Source organism: Microseira sp. BLCC-F43, from assembly GCF_041929235.1.
Lineage (GTDB): Bacteria > Cyanobacteriota > Cyanobacteriia > Cyanobacteriales > Aerosakkonemataceae > Microseira.
In genome coordinates, this window is record NZ_JBHFNP010000359.1 from 21,065 (window position 1) to 36,799 (window position 15,735).

Genomic DNA, 15,735 nt, shown 5'->3' on the forward strand with positions numbered 1-15,735 from the left:
CTTAATTAAAATTCTCCGCGTCGGGAGCGTCCCCGTGTCTGGGCGTCAGTTCTAAGTACGGGTAATCAACCGGACATGATATCATTCTGTGCAACCACGAGATATGCAAGTTAAACCCTTCCTTTGCTTACGCTACCGATGCTACCGGACATCATATAATACATTAGACCTCTCCAAAAAACAAACCCAAAGACAGGCGAGACGCCTATCCCACAAGAATTATTGGAGAAGTCTATTGCAAAACACTTGGGGCTTCGCGGGTTTACTTCAATTGTTTGTTTTCCCCAAAGATTATTGGTAAAACCCGCCCCTACAATCGGTACATGTTGATGTGTAGCATTATCAAAGGAAATTGGTATAAATCCTGACCCCTTTTTTAATTGATTTGACAGAATTTCCGCTCTCGATCGAGTTCGGGTTCTTGCCAAGAAAATGCAAAATGGCTTACCGTATCAATTTGCGGCGCAAATTGCCTAATTGCTTGCATTTGCAGTTCCAACGGCGGACGATTGCTCACAGATATACCCCAATCTCCGGCTAATGCCGGGTTAATTTGCGTTCCCGATGGTGCGAGGCTAATAACTCGTTGCAAGTCTTCTAAAATACAGCTGGTATCGTTGCAAGCTTTGTAAACCATTGGATGCCATTCCATCGCAGCAGGAAATCTATCCCAAGGTTGAATTCGAGAGTCGTATCCTCCTTGTCCGATGGCGCGATTTCCACCGGGGAAAAAGACTGCACCTGTGGGAATTCCTTGTTGCTGTGCGGGAGACTTCGCACTTGCCAAAAAATCTAACACGCCTTGCGCTGCATGAGCGACGCTCAACTCCCACAACTCTTGTTGTAAAATCGGTTGGCGCTCTTGTGGTGATAGCAAATTCTTGGTCAGATCCAGATTGCGCCCTTGCCAAAGCGGTTCTCCTTCCTCTGGATACATCTCGTCAACTTGGGCAAGATCTGCAACGGTAATATATCCCTGATTCAAGAATCGGCGGATTAATGCCAATCCCTTATTGTTCATGGCGCGTTGATATAAAACTTGTTGCGTCGCTTCGCTATAAAGCCATAATTCCTGCACTTTGGTTGCCACAGAAGCTTCCCCCGTACTGCGGGGATATCGCACATAATCAAATAACAGCCCATCTGGCTTGCGTTTCACCACCGCCTGCACCAGCTTGTTATAATCTTCCCGCGCTTGCAGGTTGTAAGGATCGATGAACGCTTTCCCACTATCTCCCTTGGGTACTTCTTCCTCCGCCGTCCCATTGTACAAAGCTGCTAAATTATCTTGTCCCAAACCGTTGCGGGCTAATACCGATTGTCGGTCTGGTCGCTGTGCGTAGGCGTAGCCAAAGTTCATTGTAAACAACCAAGCGTAGACTTTTAACCCGCGATCGCGCCCTGTTTGAATCGCTTGCGCCAATAAGTCTGCCCGTTCTAATCCTGGCGATTTTACCACCGATTGCCACGGGGTATTATTTTCTGCTTGGGGCAATAGGACTTGAGAGTCATAAAAGACTTCAACGTAAACTTGGTTATAGCCTTTATTAACAATCCGATCCATAATCTCATCTAGCCCTCCCGGTCGGAGGTCGCAGGGATACAAACGCAGCCATATCGCTTGATTGCGAGGCCAATTTTGTGAGCGACATTCCTGCAATTGCCGTGCATTTTCGGCTATAAGGGATTTATAGCGTTTCTGGGCTTTTCGATCGCCGTTTAATGCTGCTATTCGCCAGCTTTCTTTCTGTTGACTTGCTTCAGGGGATAATTGGCAAGCCATCTGGGTCCAAGGCGGCAGTGGTTGGCTGGCAATCGTTCCACTTACCAAGCTATTTGTCAAGACTCCAACCAAAAAAAAGCGACAGAAATAACCCCGGCGTCGCGTAAAGGTTGGGAAATATTGCTTCAGTTTCAAGATCGGGTTCAACAAGACGGACTTCTCAAGCGCTAGCTTCAAAAAGTTTAACAAAAATGTCGGAAGAAGTCCCTACCTAAAAATTCTGCAAAAATACCCACATTTTAGGTAGGGATGAATTGGGACCAACAAATAAACCGCGAACGCGAGTGCGTGCCGTTAGGCATAGCACCACATTTTCTAGCTCTGTGGTATGATATTATCCTCAACTTATCAACTCGATAATGTACAAAGCCTATAAGTTCAGAATATATCCAAATAACGAGCAACAGGTAGTCCTAGCTAAAAGCTTTGGGTGCTGTCGATGGTATTGGCACTATTCACGCTCATTTATGCCAAGAAACTTATAAAGCAACGGGAAAAGGACGAGCCAGGAAATATATTCAAGGATTATTACCAGGAATCAAAAAAGAATATCCTTGGCTAACCGATGCCTATTATCAATGCTTGCAGGTTGTGGCTTTGAATTTATCAACAGCTGACAAAAACTTCTTTGATAAACGGGCAAAAATACCCAGATTCAAGTCAAAGCATGGCAGACAATCAATTAGTTATCCATCTGTCAAGTTTTCAGAATATTACCTTTCAATCGGTGACCAAACCCACAATAGGGGGTACTCGATCAAATCCCGTAAAACTCATCATCGCCGATTAATTCTATGCAAAACAAACCGTGGGCATGGCTCACCTTTTTTTGTTTTTCATCGCTACAGTATAAGGCAAAATATCAGGAATAATCCAAGCGTTCGCCAAGGACAGAAGTGCTGTTTCGGCTTGACACTGATAATTTTTCCCCCCAAGCGCACAATCCGCTGCATTTCTTGCATCATGCGGTTAAACGGAACAGAAATCCACATCATACCACTGTGACGAATGGGGGAATGCATTGGATAATTTTCTCCATTATGATGCATTCCCACTACTTCATAGAGAAATTCTCGGCTATTGGGATCTGGCTCCTCTAAGTTTACATTATATGGCTCTGGTATCTGCTCTTGTGGCTGACAAGTTGGTGGCATTCCCAATATTTCTATTTCCAGCAATATTGGCACTTTTATTGTGATGTCAACGATGATTTCGCATCCTTTTTGCTCGGAGGCTGGGTTGTAATAAATGGTCATATTTTTTCAATTTTCCTGAGAATGAAACCCAAGATACGCTTCAATTTCGCGTTGGGTTTCACCCTCGTTCAACCCAACCTAAAAATCTAAGATCACACAGAATTAGCGATGATAAACTTGCGTTATTTATCGAAATTTTACACAAACCCACCCATGTTGAAAAAAGACATGAGTGGTTTCGGCAGGAATTGAACGTGAATGATTCAAAATTCCCTAATATTACGACTCTACCTTTTCCAGTACTGGTTCGCTGTCATCAGTTTTATGACCATTGTTCCGGCAAACTGTGGGCTTACCAACTACTTCTAATTCCAGGTAGATAGGAACCTTAAGCGTAATGGGAACCGTGAATTGGCAGGACTTGGGATAATAGCTGTTTTCGGTAGTCATAGTGTTAACCTCCTTTCGTCTACAAATCTATAATCGCAAGCTTAAATTAAGTCTCACAGTACCCTTGAGGGTACTCTTACAGCAGTTTTCAAATGGCTGCAAAGGGGTAGGGGCACGGCATAATCAAGCTTTGTTTGTCACTGGCTTTTCGGCGGGACGCAGGCGCATTAATCCATCGAAGGCTTTGGCCTGCCAGATTGCGAGATGGCGAGTATAAGACAGTGGACTTGTGAGCATTGTCAAACTAACCATGACCGCGATGTCAATGCAGCGATAAATATAAACAATGAAGCCTTGCGGATATTGTCGTTAGGAACTAGCGACACACCTAAGGTCGGGGATGTAAGACGGCTACGGGGCCAGGTTTCTTGTCTTTTAGACGCAATCGCCCATGAAATTACAAGCCCCAACTATACCGCAAGCGGTTAGTTGGGGTAGTTCACGCTAGTTTATCCCATCGGGGAATAGTTGCAAAGTACCTGTCCGCTGCTGGTTTGTTTTTCTCTCGCTGCCTTTTGTCTACGATTGCTACGCCAATATTTTCCTTTCTTCAGGATTTGACACCAATTGGTACCAAAAATTTTTCTCTCCCCGCTTTTTGTCTCCAATTAGAGACAACTGTTTTTCTTTCTCCCAGTTTTGTCTACCATTGGTAGACAAAATTTGTGGCTCCAGGATTTGATATCATGTCCGGTTCTTCACCCATAGTTAGGAATGACTTGGGAGAACGGTGACACGGTGACGGGTCGAGATTTTTATTCAGGGTAATTAGGCGGACAACATATGAGACCCATGGGTCTCATATGTTGTCTCTCCTAGACCAGGCCCTCAATCGCAGACAAAATTTTTCTCTGGCTGCGTTTTGGAACCAATTGGTTCCAAAAATTGTCTCGCCGCATTTTCTGTAACAATGGTACACAAATATTTTCCTATCCCTGGAATTGGCCTCCATTTTTTCTTTCTCCGAGATTTGAGACCAATTGGTCTCAAATCTCGTTCTTTCCCCTGCTGGGAAAGCCCTGCTACTACAAACGACAAAATTTCCGCTCCCGATCGAGTGCAGGTTCTTGCCAGGAAAATGCGAAGTGGCTCACCGTAGCAATTCGCGGCGCAAATTGACGAATCGCCCGCATTTGCAATTCCAACGACGGACGGTTCCTGATAGATTTACCCCAAACTCCTGCTAAAGCAGGTTTAATTTCAGTCCGACCTTGAGCAAAACTCAGAACTTCTCGCATCTCTCCTACAATGCAACTGGTATTGCCGCAAGCCTTGTAAAGCATTGGATGCCACTCGATCGAACTGGGAAACTGATCCCAAGGCTGAATCCGGGAGTCGTATCCTTGACCAATAGCTCGATTTCCACTGGGAAAAAATACCGCTCCCGCGCGTATCCTTTGTTGCTGCACAGGTCTAATTGCCGCTTGCAGAAAGTCTAAAATACCCTGAACTGCATGAGTGACGGTTAATAGCCACAACTGTTGTTGCAAAATTGGCTGACGCTGTTCTGGCAGGGGCAAATATTTGGTTGAATTGGGATTGCGACCCTGCCAAAGCGGTTCTCCTTCTTCAGGATTGAGCGCATCAATCTCAGCAATATCCCCAGCAGTAATATATCCCTGACTTAAGAATTGGTAGATTAATGCCTGTCCTTTGTTGTTGAAGGCGCGTTGATACAAAGCGCGCAGGGAAGCATCGCCATAAATCCACAAATCTTGCACCCTAGTCGCGACGGAAGCTCCTCCCCCACTGCGCGGATATCGCACATAGTCAAATAACACCCCGTCTGGTCTGCGTTTTACGACTGCTTGCACAAGCTGGCGATAATCTTGCCGTGCTTGTGCGTTGTAAGGGTCAATAAATGCTTTCCCATTCTCCCTTCTGACCAAATCCTCATCAACCGCTACATCATACAAAGCTGATAAATTATCTTGTCCGAAACCGTTGCGAGCTACTGTCCCTCGTCGGTCTGGTCGTTGAGCGTAGGCAGAGCCAAAATTCATCGCGTATAGCCAAGCGTAGACTTTTAGACCCCTTTGTCGCCCTTTTTGGATTGCTTGCGCCAATAAATCAACCCGTTGCGCTCCTCGTACTTTCACCACCGATTGCCAAGGTGTAGGATTATCTGCCTGAGGTAGCAACACTTGGGAGGCGTAAAAGACTTCTACGTAAACTTGGTTGTAGCCTTTATTCACAATCCGATCCATAATCCGCTCTAGGGATCCCGGTCGGATATCGCAGGGATACAGGCGCAGCCAAATCGCCTGATTGCGAGGCCAGTTGCGTTGGCGACAAGCTGCCAGTTGCCCCGCGTGTTGAGATAAAACTGCCCGGTAGCGGTTTTGAGCGGCTCTGTTACCTCCGATTGCCGCCTGACGCAGGTTTTCTTTCTGTTGGATGGCTTGCGCTGTTAGTTGACAAGGGATAGGGTTAGCTGCCTGACTCGGTTGGCTAGCACCCAATACACTTAAAATGATATTTGTCAATAACCCCATCCATAAATTTCGATAAAAATAACGTGTAATCAAAGATGGCTTGAGCAACAGAGGATTCAACAAGGCAGAGGTTGTCAGAAGCTAGTTTAGCTTAGCCCGCCAGAAGCCCCAAGTCTGACGCGCCCCCCTTCTTAAGGGGGGTAGGGGGGATCTCTGCAATTAAGGCGCGTCCCCACTCCTTTTTCAAGGCGTAGCAGGAAAAAGGAGTGGGGACAGCGCCTTAATTGCCAATTTCGGATCTACTTGCGGGTGGTAAACTGCGAATAAATTCTCTCAGTACATCGGTCTTATTTCTGCCTTTTTTGCGACAGTACTCTTCTAATGCGTTGAACTCTATCACGGGAAGCACGATCGTTAATTTTCTGGTATCCATATGACGACATACAGCGAATAGCTGCTATGATTCTATCAGGTGGCAATAGCCGAAAATGCTGGTCACCGAACAGTACCTTGATAACTGAAGATAGGGGGTGACACAAGCAAGTGTGTCGTATATCTCGCTGCCACTTGTGGGTAAAATCTTCATGGAACGATTGACGAATGGTTTTTTAGCTATTCCAGTCGGACCCTGGGCGAACCTGACTATAAATGGCTTTTGCGGGAAAGAACACGAGTACCGCGTACCGCTGACGCAAAACCCGAAGGGTAGGCAGTTCCAACAGCGAAAGTCTTGTCAGCCAAAACCTACCCCCAGGGAAGTGTAGGGCGTCACGGCTAGTTTAGCCTCTCACCTTGGGTTGGGTGCTGTGAGTAATTATTATTAAAAATATTGATGCAAAAAATACAGGCCATCACCTTTGTTTCTTGGGGGAATTTTTCAGAGAAACCCGGTTTATCTGCTGGGTTTACCGCGAAAAATTGTCGGGAATGTTGTAGGGACACGGCAATCATAAATGTATAAAATATTTCGGATGCCGTATCCCTACGCAAAAACCCGGTAGGGACAAGGCAATCATAAAATGTTCGCTTGTGATAGAATATTTCGGATGCCGTGTCCCTACGCAAAAACATCGCATTTGTTCCTAACCGTTATTGTAATAATTGTTCATAATTTATAAATATCCCTCTCAACATCAAGAGGTTACCGTGTCTTTGTATGCTGAATTACACCGCCATCTCGGTGGTTCCGTCGTACCCCGGATTCTGTGGAGATATTTCCAACGAAACGACTCCCAGAAGGCGCAACGCTTCCCAGAATACGCAGAGTTTGAGGATTTTTATACCCGTCCCCGCAATACCCTAGATGAATATCTGGAATTGCACACCCTGGTAGAAAGCGTGCAAACGTCCCAAACGCTGCCTTACTTTATCTATCGGTTAATTCGAGGTGCTTATATTTTTGAGAATTTGGCTTATTTAGAATTACGGTACACGCCTTATCTGCGGACACCCGAACATTTAACTCAGTCGCAGCGCATCGACTGCATGGCGGAAATTGTCGAAATTGTCGGCAAAGCAAGTTCTCTGACAGAATATCCCATCGTCACCAGCCAAATTTTGTGTACGCACTCCCGGTTACCTTATGAGGTGAATCGGGCGATTGTTGACTTGGCTGCCCAAAAGCGGGAGTATGTCTGTGGGGTGGATGTGGCAGGCGGGGATGCCCATTACGCCGAGCGGTTGGATGAATTTGTGGAATTATATGCTTATGCGCGTAAGCTCAACCTCAACACCACCGGACACCTTTACGAAACCGTCGATGGCTGTTACCCAGAACTGTTACCCTATTTAATGCGAATCGGTCACGGCATCCAAATTCCCCTCAAACATCCCGAATTATTGCCCGAATTAGCAGCAAGGCGTCAGTGTCTGGAAGTTTGTCCCACCACCTACCTCAAAACCGGCACCCTCGACGATATTCGTCAACTCAAACTTGTTTTTGACCGCTGTTTTGACGCAGGTGTAGACATCGCCATCTGTACCGATAACGCCGGGTTACATAACGTGCGCCTGCCGTTCGAGTACGAAAATTTACTAACCCAGGATGTAATTGATTTTCGCCAATTGCAAGCCTGTCAGGAAGCTTCTTTCCGCCATGCCTTTGCTTGGCCTTACCAACAACCACCTGCTTCCCTGTTAAGCGGATTGTATCAGGAAGCACCAACCAAAACTGGCGATGGCTATCCCGGTACGCGGGAATTTGTGACGCAAAATTAGAGATTGGCGGTGGTAATTGGTAATTGGTAATTGCTAATTGCTAATTGCTCATTGCTCATTGCTTATACAGGTCGTAATTCCGATGCAACGGTCAACGATATAACTAGCAATTTGGGCTAGTAACAAAGCGAGATCAATAATGGGTCATGGTTACAACAAAAGCCAATGACCCATTACCAATTACCCATTACCAATTACCCATTACCAATTACCAATTAAGCACCTTGCCTAATGGCAGATTCTACCTGATTGAATTCCAGCTTTAATCGCTGTTTCAATTTCTCAGGAATCGGACGATTTGGATAGGAACTGTAATGAGCGGCTAAACCATTCAATGCTGTTTGCATTGTAGTAAAAGACCGGAGAGTTTTCAGCGAGCTATCCCGCCGGTAGCGAGCAAAAAAATCATTGATTTTTTGCCGTGCTTCTGCTTGCACCGCCGCTTTATCTGGCGCATCATTTGGCAACTCAATCGCAGTTTTCAGGGTATTCACCACAGCCAAAGTGTCTTGGCTATAATTACCAGTTAAACCCGATGGATTGTTAGAGCAACCCACCAACCCAATCGCCACAACCAAAACCAGGGCAAGCAGACGGGACAAATAGCGCTTCATAAGACTCAAATAAAACACAAGATAAAGTTAATCCTATCCTGGATTGGTATCGCGGGGATCGCTATTACGACTGATATTGCCAATAATGGAAATCAGCGCGCCCTTGTTCTTCCTCTCGCTTCTCTCCTCGATTAGATTTTTCTGGCAAAAGTCCTTTTCAAACCATCCCAAGGGCAGGCAAGACCCCACCCCAGAAGCATTTTTCTAGTTTTGTGGGCTAGGCATCCTGCCTGCACCAGACCCCCACCCCACAAGCATTTTTCCAGTTTTGTGGGCTAGGCATCCTGCCTGCCCCTGGTAATTTTGCCACAGGTCTATTGATCAACCAAATCTGCCGCTGACATACTCGCGGGTAGATTCTTCTTTAGGACTTTGGAAAATTACCTCTGTGCGATCGTACTCTACGAGGTATCCGATGCGACCGCCTTTGTCTGTGGGTTCCACATTAAAAAATGCCGTCATGTCGGACACGCGGGAAGCTTGCTGCATGTTGTGGGTGACGATGACGATGGTGTATTGTTCTTTGAGTTCGTGGAGCAAGTCTTCCACCCGCAGCGTCGAGATCGGGTCTAGTGCCGAGCAAGGTTCGTCCATTAGGATTACATCGGGTTGAACTGCGATCGCTCGCGCAATGCACAACCTTTGCTGTTGTCCCCCCGATAACGATAACCCGCTTTGCTTGAGTTTATCTTTCACTTCATCCCATAAAGCGGCACCTTTGAGCGAGCGCTCTACCAATTCATCCATATCCCCTTTGTATCCATTGATACGCGCTCCAAAGGCGATGTTGTCATAAATTGATTTGGGGAACGGGTTTGGCTTTTGAAACACCATGCCAATCCGACGCCGCACTTCTACCGGATCGACGTCCGCGGCGTACAGGTCTTGTTTTTGGTAATAAATTTTACCTTCTGCCCGAAAAGTCTCAATTAAATCGTTCAGACGGTTAAAGCAGCGCAGCAAGGTACTTTTACCGCAACCCGAAGGTCCAATAAAAGCGGTGATGCGATTTTTCGGGATATTCATTGTAATATCCCGCACGGCTAAGAAAGTGCCGTAGTAGACGTTGACGTGTTCTGTCCGTAAAACGGTTTCGGTTTGATTGATATTTTCAGGATGGTAACGCATAAAAGTTTAGAGTTGGTAATTGGTGATTGCTAATTGCTAAGAGGAAAAGGGAATCTAAATCAGGGCGTTGTTTCTTTAGTATCCCATTAGCCATTAGCCATTAGCCATTAGCCTATTCATCGATAAGCTTTCCGACGAGTTGCCAAGCGGGCGATAATACTGGTAATTAATACCATGAATATGAGAATCAGCGAAGCCGCCCAAGCTAATTCTTGCTGATTTTTGAAAGGCACAATGGCGAAGTTGAACACTAACACCGCCAGCGAAGGAGTGGGGGCCATAATATTGTTAGGCCAAAATTGGGAAAATAGGGCGGTAAACAGTAGAGGTGCAGTTTCGCCGGAGGCGCGGGCGATCGCTAGCGTTACCCCAGTTATAATTGCCGGTAAAGCTGCTGGCAACACCACACCCAAAACAGTTTGATAGTTCGTTGCACCCAGTCCAAAAGCCGCTTGTCGCAAATCTTTTGATACCAATTGCAATGCTTCGTCAGTCGTTCGTACAATAATTGGCAACATTAGAACTGCTAACGCTGCCCCGCCAGCTACCGCTGAAAACGTACCCGTTGTCACAACTACAATCCCATAGGCAAATACCCCCGCAATAATAGAGGGAATTCCGCTGAGGATATTGGTAGCAAAGCGAATCCAACGAGCCAGCTTACCCGAACTAAATTCTGTCAGATAAATCGCCGCAAATATCCCAATTGGCACGCTGATTAACGCACCAATTCCCACAGTAATTAACGTGCCTATAATTGCATTACCAAAGCCTCCTCCCGGTACTAAAGGCGGCGGCGGTAGTTCTGTGAACGCGCTTAAATTCAGACGCTTGAATCCTTGGATGGTTACGTAACTCAGTACCGCTAACAAAGGGATGAGCGCCAAAGCACCGCAAATAAATGCCACCCATGTCATCGCCGTATTAAACAGCGTCCGGGGAGAAAAGTTCGATCGCTTCAGACTTCCCGCAGCAAATCCAGAATTATTCTTAGCCTGGAAATCATAGGTCATAACTTAACACTCAATATCGCCATTGGTAAATTTAATTTCAGATTTTATATTTCCGATTTTAGATTAAATCTTAAATCTTAAATCTTAAATCTCAAATTAATCTTATAGTCGCTTCACTCGCCGAACAACTAGCTCAGCCAAAATATTGACTAAAAGCGTTAACAAGAACAAAATCAACGCTGCATACATTAGCGCTGAAACTTGCAATCCGCTGGCTTCGGCGAATTGATTTGCCAGCAGGGAAGAAATCGTGTTAGCGGGGGCTAATATTGATAGGTTTACGTTGTTGGAGTTACCGATTAGCATAGTGACTGCCATCGTTTCTCCCATCGCGCGACCTAATGCCAACATCACCGCGCCAACAATTCCAGAAAAAGCAGAAGGTACCAAAACTTGAAAGATTGTTTCCCACCGCGTTGCTCCCAATCCTACCGCAGCTTGTCGTAAATCGGGGGGCAAAGAAATCAGCGCATCGCGAGAAATTGCCGTAATGATTGGCAAAATCATAATCGTTAATATTATCCCAGCCGGTAACATTCCCGGCCCGGTTAGTGGCGTGCTAAAAATTGGCAGCCAACCAAAGGTAGAATTGAGCCATCCTCCGATTGGTCTGAGGATGGGAATCACGACAAAAATGCCCCACAAACCGTAAACAACGCTGGGAATTGCTGCTAAAAGTTCTACCAGAAATACCAGTACCGTGCGAATCGCTGACGGTAAAAAGTTCTCGCTCAATAAGACAGCAGTACCAACCCCGATGGGAACGGCTAATAAAAGCGCAATCAAAGCACTGACGATAGTTCCATATACTTGAGGTAACACGCCGTACTGACTTGTTACCGGGTTCCAAGCGCTTTGAAATAAAAAGCCAGGGCCAAACGCCAGGATAGCGGGGATGGCACTAGAGGTCACCTGGAATGCTATCCAAAGTAAGATGAAAGCGATCGCTAGGGCAAACAGCCGAGTTAACCAGATAAAGCCCCGATCTAACACCCTATCGGCTTCAGACCGGGGTTGAATTACGGATGGAATGTTGTTCGCTTGTGGACGCATGATTAACTTCCCAAGACTGCAAAAAATGTGGGAGCAAACCTAACTCAGCCTTTGGCTAAGGTAACGCGGTACTAACCGTAACCTTTAAGCCTAATTCCCATCTCGCTTCTGTTATGGGGTAGCGCCTGGGCTGGTCAGGGTAGCACCTGGAGTTGCTGTCGTACCCGTTGGGCTGGTCGGCGCAGCGCCTGGGGTTGTTGTCGTACCCGGTAAAGTTGTTGGCGTAGCAGCGGCAACAGCTATTTTGTATTCTGGGCTGATGGCATCAGCAGCAGCTGCTACTTGTTGCAATACATTCGCAGGTAGGGGAACGTAACCTAACTCAGCAGCAACCTTTTGCCCTTCAGTCAAACCATACTCAATCATCGCTTCCACCGCTTGGGCTTTGGCTGCATTGGGATATTGCTTATAAGCCATCAACCAAGTGTAGGTGACGATGGGATAAGATTGGGCGCCATCGGGATCTTCAATAAACGCACGCAGATTTGCTGGTAACGTCACCGAAGCCAAGGTTTGTGCGGCTGACTGTTCAGTCGGTACGACAAAGTTGCCTGCTTTGTTTTGCAATGCCGCAAACTTGACATTATTCAGCTTGGCGTAACCGTATTCAATGTAACCAATTGCACCAGTTGTTTGTACAACTTGGGCGGTGACGCCTTCATTTCCTTTGGCACCTACAAACGTTGAACCTGTGGGCCAACTGACAGTTTTGCCTTCCCCTATTTTGGTTTTCCACTCAGGGCTAACGGCACTTAAATGTTTGGTGAAAACCCCCGTAGTACCGCTGCCATCCGAACGATGCACAACGGTAATTGGCAGATCTGGAAGCTTAGCATCTGGATTTGCCGCGGCAATTTTGGGGTCGTTCCACTTGGTAATTTTACCCTGGAAGATATCGACGTAAACATCCCGTGGTAGCTTGAGTTCAGCTACATCTGGTAAATTGTACGCCACTACGATGCTACCTGCGGTCATCGGTAGCAACATCACGCCTTGTTTAACCTTGGCAATCTCTTCATCCTTCATGGCAACGTCGCTGGCGCCAAAGTCTACAGTACCAGCGGTAAATTGCTCAACTCCCGCGCCGCTACCAATTGATTGATAGTTAATCTGTACGTTGGGATTTACCTTGTTAAAATCCGCGAACCAACGCTGGTACAAAGGGGCGGGGAAAGAAGCACCCGCGCCGGTTAGGGATACTGGCCCAGCTAGATTCAGCCTGCTGGGTGCAGCCGCTACAGGGGTTGTCGCTGTTGTCCCCGTAGCTGTCGTACCTGCACCAGGTGTTGCGGTACTTGTTGGGGTTTGCTGTTGAGCGCAAGCTGCTAAACCCAATGTCAAGGCTACACCAGAAATTTTGGCAGCCAGACGATGGGGAGCGATCGCAACAATACGGAAAACCATTGTTTTTAACGAAAGGCTTTTTGTACGGAGAAACCCTTAAAATATATCGCCTAATGGTAAAGAAAAGGTTAACAAACCCCAAAATTAGCCGCTTGACTTAATTAAATGTCAAACTTTTGGCTGCATTCCCCAGTTGTGGGATGATATAATTGGGTAAAATTAACTAAATCCAAGTTTTGGGCAGAATAAAACTACAATAAGTCTTTTTTAGAGAATAGCAGTATTTGTGACGCGCCAAACAAGCAATGCCATAATTCATCTATCACATGACATGCTGAGAACCCCCGCGTTTTAACCGGGGGATGAAAGCTAACCCAGGGCTTTAGCCCTCTGTGTGTCCGGGTTATGCAAGATTTATGCGCTTTCTTGAAAAAATCCTACAAAACGGAGTTGATAGAATAGTGTTAACCCTAACTTACGAGTACAAAGCAGTGCCCACAAATGAGCAGATCAAAATCATCGAACACACCTTAACAGTGTGCCGAAAAGTTTGGAACTTTGCCCTGCGTGAGCGTAAAGACTGGCTGAATTATCGTAAGTGTCCGGTGAATGCTTGCTCAATTATCTCCGAGTACATCATTCCAGCAGATGCGCCGTATCCCAACTACTACGAGCAAGCAAACTCTCTGACTCGTGCCAAGGTTGAATTTCCAGAACTCAAGACAGTTAACGCTCAAGTGCTGCAACAGGTTTTAAGAAAGCTGGAAACCGCCTTTGTCGATATGAAGCGCAAAGGTATGGGGTTTCCCCGATTCAAGAACCGTTATCGGATGCGCTCATTTGTGTATCCGCAATGGGGCAAGTCTCAATTCTTGAAAGGAAATCAAATCAAGCTGCCTCAGTTGGGGTGGATGGAATATATCAAGTCTCGCGAAATCCCTGACGGTTTCGTGGTGAAGCAAGTTCGAGTGGTTCGTAAAGCTTCGGGATACTTCCTCATGTTCACCCTTGAATGTGATGTGAATGTGCCTGACCCGGTTCTTGCAGGTCATCCACGCGGGATTGATTTGGGACTTGATAAATTCGCGGCAACGTCTGATGGGGAGTTAATTGAACGTCCTCGATTTTTAGATTCACTGCACCGCAAGCTGAAATTGCTGCAACGCAGACTGAAGCACAAAGAGAAAGGATCGAACAATCGTCATAAGCTGAATCGGAAAATTGCACGGTTACATCAACGCATTGCGGATACTCGCAAAGACTGGCATTTCAAACTCGCTCACAAGCTTTGTGACGATGCAGGAATGATTTTTGTTGAGGATATCGATTTCGGCACATGGGCGAAAGGAATGCTCGGTAAACACACACTAGATGCTGGATTTGGACAGTTTGTCTCAGTTCTGCAATGGGTGTGCTGGAAGCGGGGTGTGTACTTTGCCAAGGTGAACAAGGATTACACCTCGCAGGTGTGTCCACAATGCGATACACACACTGGGAAAAAAGAATTAAAGGATAGGCTTCATGTTTGTCACAACTGCGGTTACACGACCCATCGGGATGTAGCAGCCGCACAAGTGATCCGGAATAGAGGGGTGACTGCGCTGGGACGCAGCGTGGAAGAAAATGCCTGTGGAGACGGTCTGACGGGGACTGGCAGCAGTCTAGTTAAGAGTCAGCGAAGCAGGAAGAAGGGTTACGAGGCACGGCTTCAGCCTGCCTCGTAACATCCTTTGAGAATCCCCCGTCTTTTAAGCGGGGGAGTACGTCAACGAAAGGCGCAAGCCTCCCATCTGGTGTAGGAGAATCGCCCGTGAGGGCAGCAAGCGATCGCTCGCTGTCAGTCAATTCGTTGATAAGATAATAAATCTTTCTCATCTCTCATTTCTGCTCTTGTTGTGAATGTTTTCTCCCACCGAATACTTGTGGGCTCTAATTGGGCTAATCCTCACGATTGGCGGCACCTTTCTAGAAGCGTCCGTGACTGATTTTCCGTGGCATTGGAGTCAGTCTGGCATTCCAACGCACTCTTTGGGCGTCACCTACCAGATCGGCGCCGTGTTACTCGTTGGATGTCTGGGGGGCAAAAATGCCGGTGCTATGTCCCAAATCGCGTATCTTGCTTTAGGCTTAGCTTGGCTTCCCGTTTTTGACCAGGGTGGTGGACTCGCCTATCTCAAACAGCCTAGCTTTGGATATTTATTGGGATTTGTTCCCGGTGCTTGGTTGTGTGGCTTTTTAGCGTTTAAAAGACCGCCGACGCTAGAAAATCTCGCCTTTAGCTGTGTCTGCGGCTTGGTAGTGGTTCATTTAATCGGTTTGGTCTGTTTAGTTTTCAGCCATTACATCGGGTGGGGAACCAGCGAGACGTCCATCGGGCAAGCTGCATTGAGATATTCATTTTATCCCCTCCCTGGACAGCTGGCGCTGATCTGCGCGGTTACGGTATTATCGTTTATTCTGCGACGCTTAATGTTCTATTAACTCAAGTTTCTATGTGAGGGC

Annotated in this window: 15 protein-coding genes; 6 read left to right on the top strand and 9 right to left on the bottom strand. The window is 46.6% G+C overall.

Annotation, left to right across the window (positions count from 1 at the left end; all coding sequences use genetic code 11):
* Window positions 1–376: 376 nt before the first annotated feature.
* The gene (locus ACE1CM_RS47310) at window positions 377–1,843 is read right to left on the bottom strand and encodes a hypothetical protein (protein ID WP_374886577.1); all 1,467 of its coding nucleotides are present in this window, start codon (window positions 1,841–1,843) and stop codon (window positions 377–379) included.
* Between the two features lie 299 nt (window positions 1,844–2,142).
* Here ACE1CM_RS47310 and ACE1CM_RS47315 point away from each other — a divergent pair, with 299 nt between their 5' ends.
* Window positions 2,143–2,268 carry a helix-turn-helix domain-containing protein gene (locus ACE1CM_RS47315; protein WP_374886578.1) on the top strand — a complete coding sequence of 42 codons (126 nt, stop codon included), beginning with the start codon at window positions 2,143–2,145 and terminating at the stop codon, window positions 2,266–2,268.
* Window positions 2,269–2,625: 357 nt separating this feature from the next.
* Here the strand turns inward: ACE1CM_RS47315 and ACE1CM_RS47320 are convergent, their stop codons facing one another.
* Both ACE1CM_RS47320 and ACE1CM_RS47325 read right to left on the bottom strand, forming a co-directional pair.
* A complete protein-coding gene (locus ACE1CM_RS47320; RefSeq protein WP_374886579.1) occupies window positions 2,626–3,039 on the bottom strand; it encodes a phycobilisome linker polypeptide in 414 nt (137 codons plus the stop codon).
* 219 nt (window positions 3,040–3,258) lie between these two features.
* Window positions 3,259–3,429, bottom strand: coding sequence for a hypothetical protein (locus tag ACE1CM_RS47325; protein ID WP_374886580.1), 171 nt, complete (start codon window positions 3,427–3,429; stop codon window positions 3,259–3,261).
* 204 nt (window positions 3,430–3,633) lie between these two features.
* On the opposite strand from ACE1CM_RS47325, the gene ACE1CM_RS47330 reads away from it, so the two are divergent.
* The gene (locus ACE1CM_RS47330; RefSeq protein ID WP_374886581.1) at window positions 3,634–3,858 is read left to right on the top strand and encodes a zinc ribbon domain-containing protein; all 225 of its coding nucleotides are present in this window, start codon (window positions 3,634–3,636) and stop codon (window positions 3,856–3,858) included.
* Between the two features lie 596 nt (window positions 3,859–4,454).
* On the opposite strand, the gene ACE1CM_RS47335 is transcribed toward ACE1CM_RS47330, so the two are convergent.
* Window positions 4,455–5,924 carry a hypothetical protein gene (locus ACE1CM_RS47335; protein ID WP_374886582.1) on the bottom strand — a complete coding sequence of 490 codons (1,470 nt, stop codon included), beginning with the start codon at window positions 5,922–5,924 and terminating at the stop codon, window positions 4,455–4,457.
* A 470-nt stretch (window positions 5,925–6,394) separates the two neighbouring features.
* Here ACE1CM_RS47335 and ACE1CM_RS47340 point away from each other — a divergent pair, with 470 nt between their 5' ends.
* Window positions 6,395–6,628 carry a hypothetical protein gene (locus ACE1CM_RS47340; RefSeq protein WP_374886583.1) on the top strand — a complete coding sequence of 78 codons (234 nt, stop codon included), beginning with the start codon at window positions 6,395–6,397 and terminating at the stop codon, window positions 6,626–6,628.
* A gap of 382 nt (window positions 6,629–7,010) precedes the next feature.
* Window positions 7,011–8,081: an adenosine deaminase gene (locus tag ACE1CM_RS47345; protein WP_374886584.1), complete on the top strand. Its 1,071-nt coding sequence runs from the start codon at window positions 7,011–7,013 to the stop codon at window positions 8,079–8,081.
* Window positions 8,082–8,296: 215 nt separating this feature from the next.
* Here the strand turns inward: ACE1CM_RS47345 and psb27 are convergent, their stop codons facing one another.
* From psb27 to pstS, 5 genes are all read right to left on the bottom strand, one after another.
* Window positions 8,297–8,695 carry a photosystem II protein Psb27 gene (gene psb27 / locus ACE1CM_RS47350; RefSeq protein WP_374886585.1) on the bottom strand — a complete coding sequence of 133 codons (399 nt, stop codon included), beginning with the start codon at window positions 8,693–8,695 and terminating at the stop codon, window positions 8,297–8,299.
* A 321-nt stretch (window positions 8,696–9,016) separates the two neighbouring features.
* Window positions 9,017–9,823 carry a phosphate ABC transporter ATP-binding protein PstB gene (gene pstB, locus ACE1CM_RS47355; RefSeq protein WP_374886586.1) on the bottom strand — a complete coding sequence of 269 codons (807 nt, stop codon included), beginning with the start codon at window positions 9,821–9,823 and terminating at the stop codon, window positions 9,017–9,019.
* Between the two features lie 116 nt (window positions 9,824–9,939).
* Window positions 9,940–10,836, bottom strand: a complete 897-nt coding sequence (pstA, locus tag ACE1CM_RS47360) for a phosphate ABC transporter permease PstA (protein WP_374886587.1) — start codon at window positions 10,834–10,836, stop codon at window positions 9,940–9,942.
* Between the two features lie 102 nt (window positions 10,837–10,938).
* Complete coding sequence (gene pstC, locus ACE1CM_RS47365) at window positions 10,939–11,889, bottom strand: phosphate ABC transporter permease subunit PstC (RefSeq protein ID WP_374886588.1); 951 nt, start codon at window positions 11,887–11,889, stop codon at window positions 10,939–10,941.
* Between the two features lie 111 nt (window positions 11,890–12,000).
* Window positions 12,001–13,293: a phosphate ABC transporter substrate-binding protein PstS gene (pstS, locus tag ACE1CM_RS47370; RefSeq protein WP_374886589.1), complete on the bottom strand. Its 1,293-nt coding sequence runs from the start codon at window positions 13,291–13,293 to the stop codon at window positions 12,001–12,003.
* A gap of 401 nt (window positions 13,294–13,694) precedes the next feature.
* Between pstS and ACE1CM_RS47375 the strand changes: the two genes are divergently transcribed.
* Together ACE1CM_RS47375 and ACE1CM_RS47380 are read left to right on the top strand one after the other, a co-directional pair.
* Window positions 13,695–14,957, top strand: a complete 1,263-nt coding sequence (locus ACE1CM_RS47375; RefSeq protein ID WP_374886590.1) for an RNA-guided endonuclease InsQ/TnpB family protein — start codon at window positions 13,695–13,697, stop codon at window positions 14,955–14,957.
* A gap of 175 nt (window positions 14,958–15,132) precedes the next feature.
* A complete protein-coding gene (locus ACE1CM_RS47380) occupies window positions 15,133–15,714 on the top strand; it encodes a biotin transporter BioY (protein ID WP_374886591.1) in 582 nt (193 codons plus the stop codon).
* Window positions 15,715–15,735 lie beyond the last annotated feature (21 nt).